Below are 19,047 nucleotides of genomic sequence, written 5' to 3'. Positions count from 1 at the left end.
ACCCCCCGGGGTGGCACGAACGAGATCGCGCGGCGGGATCCCGATCTCTACGGTAGGGCGGGTGAAGGCGAACGAACTGCCGGGAATCATACGGTTGTGGGCTAAAGGCCCCATAGCGGGAGAGACCTGGCGGGCCACGGCGCATCTGCTGCTCGGCGCGCCCGTCGCCGTCGGCGGGGCGGTCCAGCTCCTGCTGCTCGCGTCGCCCGCGATGCTCGTCGTCACGGTCCCGCTGGCGCTGCTGATGGTCTTCCCCGCCTCCTGGTGGATCGCCGACGTCCAGCGCTCGCGGTTCTCCGCCCTGCTCGGGGTAGAGATCGTCCTGCCCGGCCGGGACTCCGCGGAGGGGTTCTGGGAGCGGCTGACCGCCGAGGCCGCCGACCAGCGCACCTGGCGGCGGATCTCCTTCCATCTCCTCGCGAGCGTGACCGAGACCGCGGCGGCGTTCGTCATCGCGGCGTCCTGGTCGCTGGCGTTGGGGATGGTCAGCCTGCCGGTCGTCGTCGCGATCGCGCCGGATCTCGCGCCGCCGGCCGGTGTCCACGGGTTCGACCTGCACCGCGCCGAGGCCCTGGGGGCGATCGGGGCGGCCGGGTTCGCGCTCGTCTTCCTCACCCCGTGGCTGGCCAGGGCGCTCGCCTCCCTGGACGTCGCCACCGCGCGGGCCCTGCTCGAACCCGACAGGACGGCGGCGCTCTCGCACCGGGTCGAGGCCCTGACCTCCTCGCGGACCGCGGTCGTCGACGCCGCGGACGCCGAGCGCCGCAGGATCGAACGCGACCTGCACGACGGCACCCAGCAGCGGCTCGTCGCCCTCGCCATGAACCTCGGCATGATCCGCGCGTCCCATCCCGAGCTGCCGGAGATCGCCGAGGCGCACGAGGAGGCCAAGCTGACCCTCGCCGAGCTCCGCGACTTCGTGCGCGGCCTGCACCCGGCCGTCCTCAACGACCGCGGCCTCGACGCCGCCCTGTCCGGGATCGCGGCCCGTTCGCCCGTCCCGGTGACCCTGCACGTCGACCTTCCCGGACGCCCCGACGCCACCCTCGAGGCCGTCGCCTACTTCGTGGTCTCCGAGGCCCTCGCCAACGCCGCGAAGCACGCGAGCGCGAGCCGGGCCGGTGTCGCGGTCGTCCGGGACGGCGGGCTGATCCGGGTGACCGTCACCGACGACGGCGTCGGCGGCGCCCATCTCGGCAAGGGCAGCGGGCTGCGCGGCCTCCAGCAGCGCGTCGCGTCCGTCGACGGCGTCCTCTCCGTCCACAGCCCTGTGGGCGGACCCACCGAAATCCTTGCGGAGCTCCCGTGCGCGTCGTGATCGCTGAAGATTCCGTCCTTCTCCGGGAGGGCCTGGTGCGGCTGCTGGAACGCGCCGGATTCACCGTCCAGGCGGCGGTCGGCACCGCGGAGGACCTGCTCAAGGAGATCGAGCGGGAGCAGCCCGAGGTCGTCGTCACCGACGTGCGGATGCCGCCCGGCCACACCGACGAGGGGCTGCGGGCCGCGCTGGTGATCCGGCGGCAGTGGCCGTCGATCGGGGTGCTCGTGCTGTCGCAGTACGTGGAGGAGCGGTACGCGACCGACCTGCTGGCCGGTGAGACCTCCGGGGTCGGCTACCTGCTCAAGGACCGGATCGCCGACGTCGGGGACTTCCTCGACGGCCTGCGCCGGGTCGCCTCCGGCGGGGCCGTGCTCGACCCCGAGGTCGTGTCCCAGCTTCTGGTCCGCCGCCGCAGCGATCCGCTGGAGCGGCTGACCCCCCGCGAGCTGGACGTCCTGAAGTCGATGGCGGAGGGCCGGTCCAACGCCGGGATCGCCGAGGCGCTGTTCGTCAGCGAGAGCGCCGTCGCCAAGCACATCAACAGCATCTTCGGGAAGCTCGACCTGCCGAGCGCCGACAACGACCACCGCCGGGTCCTGGCCGTCCTCAAGTTCCTGGGCGGTGCGTGATGCGCTGGCGGATCGGCGGCGCGGTCGCCACGGTGCTCGTGCTGGCCGTCGGGGTCGGCTCGGTGTGGATGTGGCTGCTGCGCGGCTCGGAGACGACCTCGCGGACCCTCCAGCGGGCGGCGTCGCGGCTGGACTTCGACTTCAACGACGCCGACCTCGTGATCGAACCGGGACCGCCCGGCCGGATCCGGGTGGAACGCGAGCTGACCTGGGCGATCGAGAAGCCGGAGATCAGCGAGGTCTGGGACGGCGACACCCTGCGCGTCAAGATCACCTGCCGGACGGGCGTCGGCGGCGGCTGCTCGGCCGTCTACCGGATCCGGATCCCGGCCGAGACCGCGGTCAACGCCGTGACCGGCGGCGGGAACATCAAGTTCGAGGACCTCACCGGCACGATCAGCGCCCGGACGGGCAGCGGCGAGATCCGTCTCGCGAACACCGTCGGCGACCTCACCCTCGACAACGGGAGCGGCAACGTCAGGGTGACCGGGTCCAGATCACAGCGGGTCCACGCCGTCAGCGGCGCGGGCAACGTGGAACTGGGCTTCACCACGGCGCCCTCCTCGATCACCGTGAAGAGCGGGGCGGGGAACATCGAGGTCCAGGTGCCGCCCGGCCAGGACTACGCCGTCGAGAACAAGATCGGCGCCGGGAACTCCTCCATCGACGTCGGCCGGGACCCCGCCGCGCTCCGGAAGATCCTCGTGGAGTCGGGCGCGGGCGACGTGCTGGTCGGCTACGCCACGGGCTGAGCACGGGTCCCCTGCCCGTAAAGTGGAAAGACTGGGTTCGTGGCCCGGCAGGGCGCTGGAAGGGGATATCCGTGAAGGGCAAGAACGAGGTCTCGGACGAGGCCGCGCGCAGGCGAACCTTCGCGGTGATCAGCCACCCCGACGCCGGCAAGTCCACCATCACGGAGGCGCTGGCCGTCCAGGCCGCGGCGATCTCGAGCGCCGGAGCCGTCCACGGCAAGGGCGACCGGGCGGGCGTCACCTCCGACTGGATGGAGATGGAGCGCAGCCGAGGGATCTCGATCACCTCGTCCGTGCTGCGGTTCGACTACGAGGGCGCCCTGCTCAACCTGCTCGACACCCCCGGCCACGCCGACTTCTCCGAGGACACCTACCGGGTGCTCAGCGCGGTCGACGGCGCCGTCATGCTGCTCGACTCCGCCAAGGGCCTCGAGGCCCAGACCCTGAAGCTGTTCGACGTCTGCAAGCACGGCGACGTGCCGATCCTGACCTTCGTCAACAAATGGGACCGTCCCGGGCGCGAGCCGCTGGAACTCCTCGACGAGATCGAGCAGCGGATCGGCCTGCACGCGGCCCCGCTGAACTGGCCGGTGGGCGTCGCGGGCGACTTCCGGGGCCTGATCAGCAGGGCCGACGGCTCGTTCACCAAGTTCGTCCCGCAGCCCAACGGCAAGGCGGCGCTGGCCGTCACGATGACCTCCGAGCAGGCCGCGGCCGAGCTCGGCGACGTCTGGGAGACCGCGATGGAGGAGCTCACCCTCCTCACCGAGATCGGAGCGGAGCTCGACCACGAGGCGTTCACCGGCGGGATCTCCACACCCGTGCTGTTCGGCGCCGCGCTGCCCCAGTTCGGGGTGAGCGCCCTGCTCGACGCCCTCAAGACCTACGCGCCGCCGCCCGCCGACCGCAGGACCGAGGCGGGCGGCACCCGTCCGGTCGACGCCCCGTTCTCCGGCCAGGTCTTCAAGGTCCAGGCCGGCATGGACAAGGCGCACCGCGACTCCCTGGCCTTCATCCGGGTCTGCTCGGGCAAGTTCGAGCGCGGCATGACCCTGACCATGGGCTCGACCGGCCGCGGACTGGTCACCAAGCACGCCCAGACCGTCTTCGGACGCGACCGCACCACCGTCGACACCGCCTTCCCCGGCGACGTCATCGGCCTGCCCAACACCCACGGCCTGACGGTCGGCGAGTCCCTGTTCGACGGTCCCTCCGTGACGTTCCCGCCGATCCCCGCCTTCGCCCCCGAGCACTTCATGGTCTGCCGGGCCAAGGACGTCGGCCGCTACAAGCAGTTCCGCCGCGGCATCGAGCAGCTCGACTCCGAGGGCGCCGTCCAGGTGCTGCGCAGCGACATCCGCGGCGACCAGGCCCCGGTCCTCGCCGCCGTCGGCCCGCTCCAGTTCGAGGTGGTCGCCCACCGGATGGAGCACGAGTTCAACTCGCCGGTCGTGCTCACCACGATCGACTTCAACGAGTGCCGCGTCACCGACGCCGAGTCGGGCGCGGCCCTCGCCAAGATGCGCGGCGTCGAGGTCTTCACCCGCTCCCTGAACGGCGACCTGATCGCCCTCTTCCAGGACAAGTGGCGCCTGCGCGCCATCGAGCGCGAGTTCCCCGACCTCACCATCGAGCAGATGCTCGCGGCGGGGCAGTACTAGCCAAGAGCGTCAGGCCGTGCGGTAGCCGATCTCGACGCGGCGGTTGAGGGCGCGGCCCTGCGGGTCGTCCTTGCCCTTCACCCTGTTGGGGGCCACCGGGGCGGACTCGCCGCGGCCCCGGGCCGTGACGCCGGTGACGCCCAGGCGCAGGAGCGCGTCCCGGACGGCCCGGGCCCTGGCCAGGGACAGCTTCAGGTTGGCCGCGGGGGTCCCGATGGCGTCGGTGTGGCCGACGACCGTCACCTTCGCGCCCCGGAGCTTCGGGGCGATCTTCGCCAGGTAGTCCAGGGCGGGGGAGGTCAGCTCGGCCGCGCCGAAGTCGAACAGGATGTCCGAGCTGACCGTCAGCACCGTGCCGGAGCCCTGGGCGCGTTCGCTCTCCAGCGGGACCACCGACTCCGCGATGTTCACAGAGAGGACCTGGGGGAGCAGGTCGCGGGCGGTGGCGTCGACGGTCCGCACGGACCGGGCGAGCTCGTCCGCCGCGGGCTCGGCCCGGGCCGCGCCGCCCAGAAGCACGACGGCCAGCACCGCGGACGGCAGGACCTTTCTCATCGGCTGATCGGAACGTTGCGGAACGGCGACAGGTCGCCGAACTGGACGTCGATCGTCTTCACCTCTTCCGGCGGCGCGGCGAAGGTGTAGTTGAGCGTCACGGGCCGGTCCACTGCCAGGTCGACCGTCCCGGTCTGGAGGGTGCCGCCGCCGGAGTCCTTGACCACGTTGTAGCGCTTGAGGTTGACCGGATCGAGCAGCCAGGCGCTCGGATCGCGCGAGCCGAAGTACCAGAAGGTGCTGTTGCGGACCAGACCGGGCCTGATCGTCCGCGGCGTGAGCGTCAGGGTCAGGTCGGCCAGCTTGCCGCGGGCGGACAGGCTGATCAGGGCGACGTCGGCGTCGCCGCCGCCCGCGGAGATCTTCGCCGTCGCGATCGCCTTGGCCGGGTCGGCGACCTGGACGGTCCCCACCGGGCCGGTGGCGCCCTGCTCGGCCTTGCCCCCGCCATCGCCCTCCGGGACGGTGCCGCGCTCACCCGCGTCGCTGCATCCCGCCACGGCCAGCGCCGCACAGGCTCCGACAATCAAGATCTTTGCTCTCATACCGGGCTGTGACGCACGGGACGCCCGGGAAGTTGCCCCGGACCGGAATCCGTCCGGCCAAAGAGTGGAATGAATCATTCCGTTCCGCTATAGTTGAGGGAACAGAACGATTCGTTCCGATTTACCGGGAGGGTCTCCGTGACCGCAACGCTCGAAGCTCCGGCAGAGACGAAGACCGTCGTGGACCGGCGCTGGCTCGGCCTCTTCGCGATCCTGACCGCGACCCTGATGAACCTGCTCGACGGGAGCATCGTCAACGTCGCCCTGCCCGTCATCCGCCAGGACCTGGGCGGAAGCTACGCCGCCATGCAGTGGACGGTCGCGGGATACACCCTGGTCATGGCCGCGGGCCTGATGACCGGCGGGCGGCTCGGCGACATGTTCGGCCGGCGCCGGATGCTCCTGCTCGGCGCGGCCGGCTTCGTCGTCGCCTCGATCCTGTGCGGGGCGGCCTTCTCCCCCGAGACGCTCATCGCGGCGCGGCTGCTCCAGGGCGTCTTCGCTGCCCTGATGGTGCCGCAGTGCTTCGGGCTGATCCGGGACCTGTTCCCCGGTGAGGACCAGGCCAAGGCGTGGGGCGTGTTCGGGCCCTCGATCGGGCTGGCGACCATCCTCGGCCCGATCGTGGCCGGTCTGCTGATCAAGCTCGACGCGTTCGGGACGGACTGGCGCGGCATCTTCCTCATCAACATCCCGCTCGGCGCGTTCGCCCTGATCGCGGGCCGGATCGCCCTTCCGCGCAGCACCGGTGACCGCACCGGCGGCCTGGACGTCGCCGGGATGCTGATCGCGGCCACCGGGATGACCCTGCTGGTCTACCCGCTCGTCCAGGGTCGTGAGCACGGCTGGCCCGCCTGGATCTTCGCGATGCTCGCCGCCTCGGTGCTGGTCCTGGCCGTCTTCGCCGTCCACCAGATCCGCCGGGGCCGCTCCGGCCGCAAGCCGCTCGTCGAGCTCTCGGTCTTCGGCCGCCGCTCCTACTCCTCCGGCGTCGTGTTCGTCATCGCCTTCTTCATCTCGATCATGGGCTTCATGATCGCGGTCGGCTTCCTGCTCCAGCTCGCCCTCGGCTACACCCCGATCGGCGCCAGCGTCGCGATGGCCCCCTGGGCGCTGGGCGCGTTCGTCGGCTCGGCGGCCGGGGCGATGAACCCGAACCTGGGCCGCAAGGTCCTCCACCTCGGCCTGGCCCTGATGGCGCTCGGCATGGCCGGCGTCTACGCGATCCTCAAGACGCGGGGCGTCGAGGTCTCGGCCTGGCCGCTCGCCCTGCCGTTCCTGGTCGGCGGGACCGGAATGGGAATGATCTTCGTCCCGATGTTCGACATCATCATGGGCGAGATCGCCGACCACGAGGTCGGGTCGGCCGCGGGCGCCCTGGAGTCGGTCCAGCAGCTCGCCGCCGCCCTGGGCGTCGCCGCCCTCGGCACCGTATTCTTCAACCGCTTCCTGGTCCCCGGCTCCCCCTCCGTCAACGGGCTGCACGCCGCCGAGCAGGTCACGCTCTGGGCGATCGGCCTGGCCGCCGCCGCCTTCGCGATCGGCTTCCTGCTCCCCAAGAAGGCCCGCGCCTCCCACTAGTTCCGGACCCGCGAGGAGCCCGCACCCGAAGAGGGGTGCGGGCTCCTCGCGTTCGTCGTGGGTCAGCCCTCGTCGTGGGTCAGTTCTCGTCGTGGGTCAGTTCTCGTCGAGGGCGAGGCGGCCGGCGTCGAGGACGTGGACGGCGTCGGCACGGCGGGCCAGGGCGTGGTCGTGGGTGACGAGGATGAGCGCCCGGCCGTCCTCCCTCGCGGTGGCGAACAGCAGGTCCATGACCTGGCCCGCGGTCACCGGGTCGAGGGCGCCGGTCGGCTCGTCGGCGAGGATCAGCCGCGGGTCGCGGATGAGGGCGCGGGCGATCGCGACGCGCTGCTGCTCACCGCCCGACAGCTCGGAGACCTTCGAGTGGAGCCGCTCGCCGAGGCCCACCCGGGTGAGCGCCTCATCGGCGAGTTCGCCGCGCCGCCGCAGCGCCCGGCCGCCCTCGTAGAGCAGCGGGACGGCCACCTGCTGCCGGGCCGAGCGGCCGGACAGCAGGTTGAGCTGCTGGAAGACGAAGCCGATCGTCTTCCCGCGCAGGGAGGCGCGCTGGCGTTCGGGGAGCCGGGTGGTGTCGGTGCCGAAGACCGTGATCGTGCCCTCGTCGGGACGGTCCAGCAGGCCGAGGATGTTCAGCAGGGTGGACTTGCCCGCGCCGGACAGGCCGACGATGGCGACGCTGCCGCCGCTCGGGACCGTCAGATGGATGTCGTCGAGGACGACCAGGGGGTCCCTGCGGCCGCGCAGCTTGAAGCGCTTGGTGACCCCGGTGACCTGGACGGCCGGTTCGGCGGCGTGCTGGGGCGCGGAGGCGTCGGCGGCGGGGAGCGTCACGGCTGCCCCGGGCCCATGATGACCGGGCCGTTCTTGCTCCGGTCGTCGGGAACGGCGTCGCCGGGTCCCGCGAAGGCGGTGTCCTCGGGGGCACGGTCGAGGATCTTCTCGCCCACCTCCAGACCGTCGCGGATCTCGACCATGCTTCCGTCGTTGAGGCCGAGCTCGACCCGGCGGCGCTCCTGCTTCCCGCCGTCGACGACCGTCACGAAGCCGGTGCCCGACTGCCCGAGGACGGCCGACAGCGGCACGACCGGGACGCGCGACGACCTGTCGGTGAGGATCGACATCTTGGCCGGCAGCCCGGCGAAGACGCGCTTGGCCCGCGGGATCCGGCAGGTGACCTGGACCTCGGTCCCGCTCTCGCCGCCGTCCATGCCCTTCTTGCCGTTCTCGTCGTCGGCCTTGCCGCCCACGCCCGCCCCGTAGTCGATCAGCGCGCACCGGAACGGCGCCGGGCCGTGGTCGATCTTCAGCTTGATCGACTCGGGCTCGTTGTAGAGCTTGTAGACGTTCTTGCTCTCGACGGTCGCGACGGCCCGGAAGCGGCCGACGTCGACGGAGAAGGCCGCCTCGCCCGCGCTCACCGAGGAGCCGACATGGGCGTTGAGATCGGTGACCTTGCCGGTCGCGGTCGCCCGCAGGTAGAGCGTCTGCGGCTTGGGCGTCTTCGGCTTCTTCTTCGGATCGGCGGGCACGACGGCCTCGGGCGTGTAGGTGAACTGGACGACGGCCTCGCCCCTGCCGACGTACTGCCCCGCCTTCGCGAAGACCTTGGTGACGGTGCCGTCCTTCTCCGGCAGCACCGGGACGGCGGGCTCGGCGGCGATCGTGGCGTCCAGCACCAGGCGGGAGGTGATCGACCCGTTCTTCACCGTGATGACCCTCGGCGCGAAGTCCGGCTCCGGCAGCGACTCGACGACCGGCCGCGGCGCGGCGGCCCCGTGCCCGGCGAGGTACCCGGTGGCGCCGACGACCCCGGCGACGGCCAGGAGGATCACCGCCTTGCCCGCGCGGTTGCCCCAGATTCCCAGTCCCATGATTCCCCTTAAGCCCGGATAGCCCGGATGACGGACCGCTGCATCGCCCGCCAGGCGGGGATCAGTCCGGTGAAGACACCCACGCAGACCGCGACGCCCAGCCCGAGCTGCGCGGCCTCCCACGGGAACGACGTGTCGATGGCGGTGCCGCCGAAGTACTGCCGCCGCAGCACCAGGTCGGTGACCTTGCCCGAGATCAGGAAGGCGCCGAGCACTCCCGCCAGTCCGGCGACGGAGCAGGTGATGAGCGCCTCGAGCAGCACGGTCAGGAACAGGTCGGAGCCGGTGGCGCCGAAGCACCGGTGCACCCCGAACTCACTGCGCCGCTGCCGGACCGCGAAGATGCCGAGCACCAGGACGGGCAGCGAGCCGAGGGCCAGCATCGCGACCGCGACCCCGTACATGAGCAGCCGCAGCTTTCCGCTGATCACGCCGAAGTCGCCGTACTGCCGGTCGATGCCCATGTCGGTGACGCCGGTCCAGCTCTTCGCGTCCGCCCGCAGCCTGGCGCTGACCTGCTTGGCCCGCTCGGGCGGCACCCGCAGCACGAACTGCGTGTTCTGCATCGGCATCCCCAGCCGCGTCATCGCCGCGAACGGCAGGTACACCTGCGGGATCTGGCCGTTGAAGTCGGTGACGGCCTCCTCGCCGATGTCGAGGACGCCGACGATCCGCCCCTTCACCCACAGGTTCCCGGCGGCGAGCTCGACCGGCGAGCCGAGGGCGCTCGTCCGCGGGATGCCGGTCTTGGCGAGGAACCCCTTGGTGACCACGAGCGACGGTTCGAGGCGCCGGTCGTCGGTCGGGCTCAGCCAGCGGCCGCCGATGAGTTTCAGGTTCCTGATCCGGCTGAGCGCGGAGTCGGAGCCGACGAACTGGAAGGCCGGCGGGCCCTCGTTCGAGGCGCCCCGGAAGACCCGTCCGCCGGGCACCCGGACCTGCCCCTCCTCGGAGGTGGACAGCGCGCTGAAGAGGATGTCGTAGCGCTTCAGCCCCTCGCGCATGTCGGCGAGCCCCCGCGGGTCCGCCGGTTTCGGGCCGTTGTCGTCCCCGCCGAATCCGACATACATCTGCAGCGTTCCCGGCCGTCCGGTCTGCTGCTCGAAGTACTTCTGAGCGGCCTGCTGGGTCAGCCCCGCGACCGCCGTGACCAGGGTGACCGTGGCGACGAGGCAGGCCACGCAGAAGCCCGAGAGAATGACCCGGATCTTTCCGACCCGGATCTCCGCGAGCGCAGAGAGAACCATCCCCCAGATCGGCATGGAATACCTCGAAATTGGCGGTAAGGGTTGCGTCACCATATCGGTAAGAAACGCATCCATTCCTAACGTTCATGAGACCTTCACAGGCTGACGTGACACGCCCAACATCTGGACGATGTGACGTCCACAGCCCCCACATGTAGGGTCTGCTCTGGCGCTGGTCCGCTTCCCGGCAGGGAGTGGCTAAGAGGGAACACAGTGCGAACCTGTGACTGCCCCGCAGCGGTGAAGGAGAACGAAAGCCGTCAGTGAAGCGACGGCCGGTAGGAGGCTCCTGAGTCCGAAGACCTGCCCGCGCCGCAGGCCTGTCCGCAGGCCCGCAGTCCATGACGCCTCGAGGGAAGGCACGGTGGGCAGGTGATCCCTGCTTTCCGCGTGCCCGGAGAAGGGATCCACACCTTGACGATCACAGCGCCCGACCGCGAGCTGGCCATCCGTGAGGCCGCCGCCCAGGTCGCCGTCGACCCGGAGGCCTCGCGCACCGCCGCCGCGCTCCTGGCCGAGCTGATCAGGGACGAGGCCGCCGCGGAGGGCGCCGTCTCCTTCTCCTCCTCCGTCGCTCTCGCCCATGCCGAGGGCCTGCTCAACGACGTCACCGCCGCTTTCGTCGCCGCCAACGCCGCCGGGCTCGACGCCCTCGTCGACGACACGGCCGATGACCGGTTCGAGTACTTCGGGCTGCGCACCGTCTACGACCGGTACCTGCTGCGCCACCCCACCACCCGGAACGTCATCGAGCGTCCGCAGTACTTCATGCTGCGCGTGGCCTGCGGGCTGTCCGACACCGTCGCCGACGCCGCCCGCCTGTACGGGCTGATGTCGCGCCTGGAGTACCTGCCGTCCTCGCCGACCCTGTTCAACTCCGGCGCCCGCCGCGCCCAGCTCTCCTCCTGCTTCCTGCTCGACTCCCCCAAGGACGAGCTGGAGTCCATCTACGAGCGGTACGGCCAGGTCGCGCGGCTGAGCAAGTACGCCGGCGGGATCGGCATCTCCTGGTCGCGGATCCGCTCGCGCGGCTCGCTCATCCGCGGCACCAACGGCCACTCCAACGGCATCGTCCCGTGGCTGCGCACCCTCGACTCCTCCGTCGCCGCCGTCAACCAGGGGGGCCGCCGCAAGGGCGCGGCCTGCGTCTACCTCGAGCCGTGGCACGCCGACATCGAGGAGTTCCTCGAACTGCGCGACAACACCGGCGAGGAGCAGCGCCGCACCCACAACCTCAACCTCGCCAACTGGATCCCCGACGAGTTCATGCGGCGCGTCGAGGCCGACGGCGTCTGGTCGCTGTTCGACCCGAACAGCGTCCCGGAGCTGGTCGACCTGTGGGGCGAGGAGTTCGACGCCGCCTACCGCGGGGCCGAGGCCGAGGGCCGGTTCACCCGGCAGCTCCCCGCGCGGCAGCTCTACGGCCGCATGATGCGCACGCTCGCCCAGACCGGCAACGGCTGGATGACCTTCAAGGACGCCGCCAACCGCGCCTGCAACCAGACGGCCGAGCGCGGGAACGTCGTCCACCTGTCGAACCTGTGCACCGAGATCCTCGAGGTCACCAGCGACGGCGAGACGGCCGTCTGCAACCTCGGCTCGGTCAACCTGGCCCGGCACGTCACCGAGGACGGCTTCGACTTCACACGGCTGGCCGAGACCGTCCGGACGGCCGTCCGCTTCCTCGACCGGACCATCGACCGCGGCTTCTACCCGACCCCGCAGGCCGAAGCCGCGAACCGCAAGTGGCGTCCGGTCGGCCTCGGCGTGATGGGCCTCGCCGACGTCTTCTTCACCCTGCGGCTGCCGTTCGACTCCCCCGAGGCCCTCGCGCTGTCGACGGCGATCCAGGAGGAGATCGCGCTGGCCGCCTACGCCACCTCCGCCGACCTGGCCGAGGAGCTCGGCGCCCACCCGGCCTACGCCCGGACCCGGGCCGCGGGCGGCGTCCTGCACCCCGACCACTTTGGCGCGGGCGCCGGCCCGAAGTGGGACGCCCTGCGCGCCCGCGTCGCGGAGACCGGCCTGCGCAACTCGCTGCTGTGCGCGATCGCCCCGACCGCGACGATCGCCTCCATCGCGGGCTGCTACGAGTGCATCGAGCCGCAGGTCTCCAACGTGTTCAAGCGCGAGACCCTGTCAGGCGAGTTCCTCCAGATCAACAAGTACCTGGTCCGCGACCTCCGGGCCGAGGGCCTGTGGATCCCCGAGATCCGCGACGCCGTCAAGCGCGCCGAGGGCTCGGTGCAGGACGTCCCCGTCCTCGACGACGCCCTCAAGTCCCTCTACCGGACCGCGTGGGAGCTCCCGCAGAAGGCCCTCATCGACCTGGCCGCCGCCCGCACCCCGTTCATCGACCAGTCCCAGTCGCTGAACCTCTTCATGGCCTCCCCGACCATCGGCAAGCTCTCGTCGATGTACGCCTACGCCTGGAAGGCCGGCCTGAAGACCACCTACTACCTGCGCTCGCGCCCCGCGACGCGCATCGCCCAGACCATCGCCCAGACCACGGTGACGACGGCCGCCGCCGACGTCGCCTGTTCCCTGGAGAACCCCGAGATCTGCGAGGCCTGCACGTGAGCACCACCCGCCGGAGCGGCCTGCTCGACCCCGGCATGGACCTGACCCTGCGGCCCATGCGCTACCCCGACTTCTACGAGCGCTACCGGGCGGCCATCCGCAACACCTGGACGGTCGAGGAGGTCGACCTGGCCTCCGACCTGGCCGACCTCTCCAAGCTGAACGCCGACGAGCTCCATCTGGTCAAGCGGCTCGTCGCGTTCTTCGCCACCGGCGACTCGATCGTCGCCAACAACCTCGTGCTGAACCTGTACAAGCACATCAACAGCCCCGAGGCGCGGCTCTACCTGTCGCGGCAGCTCTTCGAGGAGGCCGTGCACGTCCAGTTCTACCTGACGCTCCTCGACACCTACCTCACCGACGACGCCGAGCGCGTCCAGGCGTTCGCCGCGATCGAGCACATCCCCTCGATCCGGGCCAAGGGCGAGTTCTGCTTCAAGTGGATCGGCACGATCTCGAGCCTCGACGAGCTGACCACCGCGGAGGACCGCCGCGCTTTCCTGCTGAACCTCATCTGCTTCGCCGCGTGCATCGAGGGCCTCTTCTTCTACGGCGCCTTCGCCTACGTCTACTGGCTGCGCGACCGCGGGCTGCTCAACGGCCTCGCCTCCGGGACGAACTGGGTCTTCCGCGACGAGTCCATGCACATGGACTTCGCCTTCGCCGTGGTCGACACCGTCCGCCGGGAGGAACCGTCCCTCTTCGACGACAAGCTGACCGTCCAGGTCACCGAGATGCTCGAAGAGGCCGTCGCCGCCGAACTGGCCTTCGCCCACGACCTGTGCGGCGACGGCCTGCCCGGCATGAGCTCCGCCGACATGCGCTCCTACCTCGAGTACGTCGCCGACCAGCGCCTCGCCCGCCTCGGCATGCCCCGCCGCTACGGCACCCCCAACCCCTTCGGCTTCATGGAACTCCAGGACGTCCAGGAACTCTCCAACTTCTTCGAGCGCCGCGTCTCCGCCTACCAGGTCGCCGTGGAGGGCTCCGTCTCCTTCGACGAGGATTTCTGACGCTGCGTCTACCCTGGTGAGAGGATTTCCCTACGATGACCGGGAGCCGATCGTGAGGGATGAGGAGCAGAAAGTGACGAAAGTCCGAATCAAGGGCTTGGACACTCTCGCCTTGCCGGAGACCGCCTATTCCCTATGGGCGAGCGGCCGCCTGGCGGATCTGCTGCTCGTCCCCGACGGCTATCGCGTAGAGGTCATCGAGGGAGAAATCGTCGTGTCGCCAGCCGCCCGGTTCGGCCACAATTTCATCATCGCCGCGATCGAGCAGGCGATCCGGGTCTCGGGCGATGGCCAATGGGTGGCCACGAGCGGTACCGGTCTGGATCTCCTCGGCCTGGAGGCCGGGTACATTCCGGATGCGATCGCCATGGACGCCGAACTGGCCGCGGAAGCCAACGACGCTGATGTGCTTCACCTGGTGCCCGACCAGGTGGAACTCGTCGTCGAAGTCACCTCAAGCTCCAACGCGGCCAACGACCGCCAGCCTCGGTCCGCGAAGCACAGAAGGACCAAGTGGTCGGGCTATGCCCGCGCGGGTGTGCCCTACTACCTGCTGGTCGACCGGGACCCGGCCGTCATCACCACCACTCTGTTCTCCATCCCCGACGAGGGCACGGGCGCCTACCTCCAGGCGGAGTCGTGGAAGTTCGGGGAGGCCGTCCATCTCCCCGAGCCCTTCGGCGTGGACATTCCCACCGACGCCTGGAAGCCCTGGAGCACAGGGCCCGTGGGTACCTGATCGAGGCATGGGGAGCGGCGCGGGCAGCGGGGGAAGGGCCGTTGCTCGCGCGGCTCGTGGAATACACGTGGTCCGGGGTGGGCGGGTTGTCAGCGGGCGGGCTTGTAGACGGTGACGACGGCGGCGCCGCCGAGGCCGATGTTGTGCTGGAGGGCGCCGGTGACGGTGCCGGCCTGGCGGGCCTCGGCGGTGCCGCGGAGCTGCCAGGTGAGCTCGGCGCACTGGGCGAGGCCGGTGGCGCCGAGGGGGTGGCCCTTGGAGATGAGGCCGCCGGAGGGGTTCACGACCCACCTGCCGCCGTAGGTGTTGTCACCCGAGTCGACGAGCTTGCCGCCCTCGCCCTCGGCGGCCAGGCCCAGCGCCTCGTAGGTGAGGAGCTCGTTGGTGGAGAAGCAGTCGTGCAGCTCCACGACCTGGACGTCCTCGGGGCCCATCCCGGCCTCGTCGTAGGCCTTGCGGGCGGCCAGCGCGCTCATCTTCGCGCCCACCAGCGTGATCGCGGACTTGTCCTCGAAGGTCGCGGCCGTGTCGGTGACCATGGCCTGACCGGCGATCTCGACCGCGCGGTCCCACAGGTCGTGCTCGTCGACGAAACGCTCGGAGACGATCACCGCGGCGCCTGAGCCGTCCGAGGTGGGCGAGCACTGGAGCTTGGTGAGCGGGGCGTAGATCTCCCGGGCGGCCTTGATCTCGTCCAGGGTGTACACGTCCTGGAACTGGGCGTAGGGGTTGTTCGCCGAGTGCCGGTGGTTCTTCTCGCCGATCTTCGCGAAATGGTCGGCGGTCGTCCCGTACCTCTGCATGTGCTCGCGGCCCGCGGCCCCGAACATGTACGGCGCGACCGGCTCGCCACCCCACTCGAACAGGGGAAAGAGCTGCTTGAGGTGGTACAACATTCGTTGAGGTACCACTGAGGAGCCCCCGTGTCAGTGACCGAGAGTGACCTGATTCCCGTCGTGGACTACGCACGTGCCAGCCTGGACAAGGCGAAGGACCGGCACACCGTTACGGATCAGCAGGCCGTCAACGACAGGACCGCCGCCCGTCTCGGTTGTCGCATCGTCGCCCGCTTCTCCGACAACGACAAGTCCGCGATGAAAGAGGGTGTTGTCCGCGACGACTTCGAAGCGATGCTGCGTGTCCTGCGTGCGGGCAGGCTCAAAGACGGGACGCCTGTCATGGGCTGCATCGTCGTCGCCGATGACCGTCTCGTCCGCAAGACCGGCGACTATGAGCGCTTTGTGGACGCCCTGACGTACGACGAGGGCCGGGTCTATGCCGATCAGCGCGGCTTTCAGGACCTCTACAACGAGAACGTCGAGAGTATGGGGCTCATGGGTGCTGTCATCTCCCGCATGGAGGTGAAGAAGATGCGCCGACGAGCCCGGGCCTGGAACCGAGCCCGAGCCCTTGAGGGGCAGCCGAAGAAGGGACACCGCCCGTTCGGCTGGCAGGACGATCGCCTGACCCTGGACGAGGCAGAGAGCGCGTTGCTCCGCAAGGCCGTTGAGCGCCTGCTCGCAGGCGCGTCCTTGAACTCGATCGTTCGCGACTGGCAGGACAAGGGCATCCTGACCCCACGCGGGAACCCGTGGAGGAGCCAGACCATCCGGACCACGATCCAGAACGCACGCCTCTGCGGATGGCGGACGATCAATGGCGAACTGGTCCGCGACGAAGCGGGCAAGCCGATCTTGGGTCAGTGGGAACCGATCATCACGCCCAAGCAGTGGGAGGCGGTCAAGGAGATCTTCCAGCGGCGCAAGGGCATGCAGGTCATCCGTACCGGCGAAGCTGTCAGCCCCCTCCCCTTCGATCACCGAGAGCACAGCTATCTCCTCAGCGCGATCGCCCGATGCGGGAAGATCCTGGAGGACGGCACGATGTGCAATGGCAAGCTGCGCGCTGGATACGACAAGAGCAGGGGACGCGGGAAGTACTTCTGCCACTCGAAGGGGAGCGGCGGGTGTGGAGGGCTGGCCAGGCGCGCTGATCTCGTGGACATGTTCGTCTCAGAGGCCGTCCTCGCCAAGCTGGAAGAACGCGCCAAGCGCACTCGAACCGATCGTGGCCCCTGGCCTAAGGAACGCGAGCTCACCGAGAAGTCCGAGCAGATGCAGGCCCTCCGCGAGCGGTTTCACCAGCGCAAGATCAGCAACACTCTGTTCTTCGAGATGGTCGAGCGCCTGGAACCCGAGATCGAGGCCTTGCGAGCTGAGAAGCAGTCCTACGAGCTGTACGCCCAACAGGCGGACCTCGACCTGACCGACATCCGCCGCCGCTGGTACTCCAAGGACGACGAAGACCGGCTGGACATCTCCCAGAAGCGCGCCTACATCCGCAAGGCCCTGCACACCGTGATCGTGCATCCCGTCGGAAAGAGGTCGGGAAACCAGTTCAATCCCGATCTGCTGGAACCCATCTGGCGTCAGGCCGACTGACCGCATCCGGACGTAACAGATTCAACATGCACCACTCTGGGGTAAAGCTGTGATCGCCCCAGAGTGGGCGACAAGAGAGCCCCAGAGTGGGCAGCGAAATGGTGACGGCCCCTAAGCGGGCGATGATGCGAGCCCCCGAGTGGGCACTGAGCGCAAGGCCCCTGAGCGGGCGAGGTGTCACCTGTAGCACCTGTTTCACGAGGACGAGCCCCGGCATGCCCTATGCGGCCGGGGTCACTTTCGTGCGAGCAAGGAGCCGCCACCGTTGCAGCCCAGCCCAGAAGCCATCGCTTGGGGCAAGCGCCAGGCCAGCAAGTCACCCCGCTGGAATGACGCGAGGTGGCGAGAAGTCGCCGCCATCTTCCAAGTGACCTTCCTCGACGAGGGCCAGGACGACGAGCAGTCGCGGGACGTCGCGTGAGCGGCCCGCAGATTCCGCCCGAGATCGCCGCAGCCGTTCAGCGTGCGGTGATGCCGGATTTCGGGCGATGGAAGCAGATGATCAACGCGACCGGAGGGTGTGAGCAGCCCGTCCGGCTCCAGGGGGAACGGCTCACCGTGGACGGCACCACGGGCGAGCTGATCGAGTCCTACAGCACCGACGACGAACCCACGGGTTACCTGCTCACCGCGTGCGGCAACCGCCGCGCGTCCCGATGCGCCGCATGCGCCGAGGTCTACCGCGATGACACCTACCACCTGATCATTTCCGGGCTCACCGGCGGCAAGACCGTCCCCGAGACGGTCAGCACCCATCCCCGGGCGTTCCTCACCCTGACCGCCCCGTCCTTCGGGCCGGTCCACTCCCGCAAGAAGCGGGCCGGGACACTCCTGCCCTGCCGTCCCCGACGAGACCGGCCGCTCTGCCCTCACGGACGGCCGGAAGGGTGCGCGCTCCGCCACGCCGACGACGACCCCGCCGTAGGCCAGCCCATCTGTCCCGACTGCTACGACTACCCCGCCGCCGTCCTGTGGAACGCCCACGCCCCCGAACTCTGGCGCCAGCTCACCCTGACCCTGCCCAAGGTCATCACGGCCGAACTGGGCATCACCCACCGAGCGCTCCGACAGCAAGCCCGGATCTCCTACGCCCGCGTCATCGAATACCAGCGCCGCGGACTCATTCACTTCCATGCCGTCGTCCGCCTCGACGGCACCAACATCGGCGCCGGCGAGCCTCCCCCGAGCTGGGCAAACAACGCTCTGCTCGAACGCGCCTTGAAGACAGCGGCGGCAGCCGTCACCGTCTCCGTTCCCCACCCCGACGAGCAGAGCCCGCCGCTCGAACTGCGCTGGGGAACCCAACTCGACGTCCAGCCCATCCAGGTCTCGACCGAACTCGACGGCATCGCCGACAAGCACGTCGCCCGCTACATCGCCAAGTACGCCACCAAGGGAGCCGAGGACTCCGGCACCGTCGACCGGCCAATCCGGTTCGCCAGCCAGATCACCGAGCTACGCGTCTCCGAGCACGCCCGCCGCATGATCTGGACATGCTTCGCCCTCGCCGACATCCCCGCCTACCGCTCACTCCGCTTGCAGCCCTGGGCCCACATGCTCGGCTACGGCGGACACTTCTCCAGCAAGTCACGCCACTACTCCGTCACCCTCACCGAGCTACGTCGAGCCCGAGCCGACCACGCCGCAGCGCTCGCCCGCCAAGCCGCAGGCCGCCCCGAACCCAACCCCGATCACCTCACCCTCGCCGACTGGCGCTATGTCGGTTCCGGGCTGCTCAACGGCGAGCACTTCTGGGCCGAACAGGTCCGCAACCGCATCCAAACCGCCCGCCGACTCCGCAGGAAGACCGAGCACGCAACGTAGTCACGACCGGCACGAGACCGCGATCTGTCGAGGAGTTTCTTTACAGGTTCTAGGCGGCCCTGACGGGCCGCAGCCGGTTCGCCGGGTCCGGGCGTGCGGCCTTGGGGGCCGACCCGGACCCGCCGACCGGCACTGTTCCCCGGTCCACCGGACTATCCGCGCGATGCCGGACTCTCGGGGGAAACATGCATGTGTGACGCCACGGGGTCCCGGTCAACGCGGGTGCTTCCCGTCCGGCTGTCGCAACGGTCCGGGCCTACCGCGCAGTCGCACGCCCCGCCGCAAGCG

The 19,047-nt window shown here is 69.9% G+C and carries 16 protein-coding genes and 1 riboswitch; of the genes, 10 read left to right on the top strand and 6 right to left on the bottom strand.

The features are described from left to right. The first annotated feature begins 61 nt into the window (after positions 1–61). The 4 genes from ABD785_RS22200 (at position 62) to ABD785_RS22185 (ending at position 4,363) form a co-directional block, all read left to right on the top strand. Positions 62–1,318, top strand: coding sequence for a sensor histidine kinase (locus ABD785_RS22200; RefSeq protein WP_344831439.1), 1,257 nt, complete (start codon positions 62–64; stop codon positions 1,316–1,318). Further along, positions 1,306–1,950 carry a response regulator transcription factor gene (locus ABD785_RS22195; RefSeq protein WP_344831438.1) on the top strand — a complete coding sequence of 215 codons (645 nt, stop codon included), beginning with the start codon at positions 1,306–1,308 and terminating at the stop codon, positions 1,948–1,950. The genes ABD785_RS22200 and ABD785_RS22195 overlap by 13 nt, the downstream gene beginning before the upstream one ends. Continuing rightward, on the top strand, positions 1,950–2,702 hold the full coding sequence (locus ABD785_RS22190) for a DUF4097 family beta strand repeat-containing protein (protein WP_344831436.1): 753 nt from the start codon (positions 1,950–1,952) through the stop codon (positions 2,700–2,702). Before ABD785_RS22195 ends, ABD785_RS22190 begins: the two co-directional genes overlap by 1 nt. A 65-nt stretch (positions 2,703–2,767) precedes the next feature. Further along, the gene (locus ABD785_RS22185; RefSeq protein ID WP_425547808.1) at positions 2,768–4,363 is read left to right on the top strand and encodes a peptide chain release factor 3; all 1,596 of its coding nucleotides are present in this window, start codon (positions 2,768–2,770) and stop codon (positions 4,361–4,363) included. Between the two features lie 9 nt (positions 4,364–4,372). Here the strand turns inward: ABD785_RS22185 and ABD785_RS22180 are convergent, their stop codons facing one another. Together ABD785_RS22180 and ABD785_RS22175 are read right to left on the bottom strand one after the other, a co-directional pair. Beyond that, positions 4,373–4,918 carry an OmpA family protein gene (locus ABD785_RS22180; RefSeq protein ID WP_344831434.1) on the bottom strand — a complete coding sequence of 182 codons (546 nt, stop codon included), beginning with the start codon at positions 4,916–4,918 and terminating at the stop codon, positions 4,373–4,375. Next, positions 4,915–5,463 (bottom strand): hypothetical protein, encoded by a 549-nt coding sequence (locus ABD785_RS22175; protein WP_344831431.1) that lies wholly within the window; start codon positions 5,461–5,463, stop codon positions 4,915–4,917. Before ABD785_RS22175 ends, ABD785_RS22180 begins: the two co-directional genes overlap by 4 nt. A 138-nt stretch (positions 5,464–5,601) precedes the next feature. Here ABD785_RS22175 and ABD785_RS22170 point away from each other — a divergent pair, with 138 nt between their 5' ends. After that, a complete protein-coding gene (locus ABD785_RS22170) occupies positions 5,602–7,044 on the top strand; it encodes an MFS transporter (protein ID WP_344831430.1) in 1,443 nt (480 codons plus the stop codon). A 96-nt stretch (positions 7,045–7,140) separates the two neighbouring features. Here ABD785_RS22170 and ABD785_RS22165 read toward each other — a convergent pair whose 3' ends face one another. From ABD785_RS22165 to ABD785_RS22155, 3 genes are read right to left on the bottom strand one after another with little or no spacing between them, the layout of a single operon-like run. After that, on the bottom strand, positions 7,141–7,875 hold the full coding sequence (locus ABD785_RS22165; protein ID WP_344831428.1) for an ABC transporter ATP-binding protein: 735 nt from the start codon (positions 7,873–7,875) through the stop codon (positions 7,141–7,143). Next, complete coding sequence (locus tag ABD785_RS22160; protein ID WP_344831426.1) at positions 7,872–8,915, bottom strand: permuted SH3 domain-containing protein; 1,044 nt, start codon at positions 8,913–8,915, stop codon at positions 7,872–7,874. The genes ABD785_RS22165 and ABD785_RS22160 overlap by 4 nt, the downstream gene beginning before the upstream one ends. A gap of 8 nt (positions 8,916–8,923) precedes the next feature. Further along, positions 8,924–10,162: an ABC transporter permease gene (locus ABD785_RS22155; protein WP_344831424.1), complete on the bottom strand. Its 1,239-nt coding sequence runs from the start codon at positions 10,160–10,162 to the stop codon at positions 8,924–8,926. Between the two features lie 156 nt (positions 10,163–10,318). Then, positions 10,319–10,487, top strand: a riboswitch (cobalamin riboswitch). An 89-nt stretch (positions 10,488–10,576) separates the two neighbouring features. Between ABD785_RS22155 and ABD785_RS22150 the strand changes: the two genes are divergently transcribed. The 3 genes from ABD785_RS22150 to ABD785_RS22140 are packed head-to-tail and all read left to right on the top strand — an operon-like array spanning position 10,577 to position 14,494. After that, positions 10,577–12,742, top strand: coding sequence for a ribonucleoside-diphosphate reductase subunit alpha (locus tag ABD785_RS22150; protein ID WP_344831422.1), 2,166 nt, complete (start codon positions 10,577–10,579; stop codon positions 12,740–12,742). After that, complete coding sequence (locus tag ABD785_RS22145) at positions 12,739–13,755, top strand: ribonucleotide-diphosphate reductase subunit beta (RefSeq protein WP_344831419.1); 1,017 nt, start codon at positions 12,739–12,741, stop codon at positions 13,753–13,755. The genes ABD785_RS22150 and ABD785_RS22145 overlap by 4 nt, the downstream gene beginning before the upstream one ends. 52 nt (positions 13,756–13,807) lie before the next feature. After that, positions 13,808–14,494, top strand: a complete 687-nt coding sequence (locus ABD785_RS22140; RefSeq protein WP_344831417.1) for a Uma2 family endonuclease — start codon at positions 13,808–13,810, stop codon at positions 14,492–14,494. A gap of 89 nt (positions 14,495–14,583) precedes the next feature. Here the strand turns inward: ABD785_RS22140 and ABD785_RS22135 are convergent, their stop codons facing one another. Then, positions 14,584–15,390: a thiolase C-terminal domain-containing protein gene (locus ABD785_RS22135; protein ID WP_344831414.1), complete on the bottom strand. Its 807-nt coding sequence runs from the start codon at positions 15,388–15,390 to the stop codon at positions 14,584–14,586. A gap of 27 nt (positions 15,391–15,417) precedes the next feature. Here ABD785_RS22135 and ABD785_RS22130 point away from each other — a divergent pair, with 27 nt between their 5' ends. Together ABD785_RS22130 and ABD785_RS22125 are read left to right on the top strand one after the other, a co-directional pair. After that, entirely contained in the window at positions 15,418–16,935 is a 1,518-nt protein-coding gene (locus ABD785_RS22130) for a recombinase family protein (RefSeq protein ID WP_344831412.1), read from the top strand. 471 nt (positions 16,936–17,406) lie between these two features. After that, complete coding sequence (locus ABD785_RS22125) at positions 17,407–18,759, top strand: replication initiator (RefSeq protein ID WP_344831410.1); 1,353 nt, start codon at positions 17,407–17,409, stop codon at positions 18,757–18,759. Positions 18,760–19,047 lie beyond the last annotated feature (288 nt).

The organism is Actinocorallia longicatena, assembly GCF_039534125.1.
In the GTDB taxonomy this organism is placed as follows: Bacteria; Actinomycetota; Actinomycetes; order Streptosporangiales; family Streptosporangiaceae; genus Actinocorallia; species Actinocorallia longicatena.
Note: the sequence above shows the minus strand (reverse complement) of the source record. Positions and strands in the feature narration are given on the sequence as shown.

Bases quoted from the DNA above. Each gene is read 5' to 3' on its own strand.
- ABD785_RS22190 (WP_344831436.1), top strand. From the start codon at position 1,950: ATGCGCTGGCGGATCGGCGGCGCGGTCGCCACGGTGCTCGTGCTGGCC.
- ABD785_RS22180 (WP_344831434.1), bottom strand. From the start codon at position 4,918: ATGAGAAAGGTCCTGCCGTCCGCGGTGCTGGCCGTCGTGCTTCTGGGC.
- ABD785_RS22175 (WP_344831431.1), bottom strand. From the start codon at position 5,463: ATGAGAGCAAAGATCTTGATTGTCGGAGCCTGTGCGGCGCTGGCCGTG.
- ABD785_RS22160 (WP_344831426.1), bottom strand. From the start codon at position 8,915: ATGGGACTGGGAATCTGGGGCAACCGCGCGGGCAAGGCGGTGATCCTC.
- ABD785_RS22155 (WP_344831424.1), bottom strand. From the start codon at position 10,162: ATGGTTCTCTCTGCGCTCGCGGAGATCCGGGTCGGAAAGATCCGGGTC.
- ABD785_RS22135 (WP_344831414.1), bottom strand. From the start codon at position 15,390: ATGTTGTACCACCTCAAGCAGCTCTTTCCCCTGTTCGAGTGGGGTGGC.
- ABD785_RS22125 (WP_344831410.1), top strand. From the start codon at position 17,407: ATGCCGGATTTCGGGCGATGGAAGCAGATGATCAACGCGACCGGAGGG.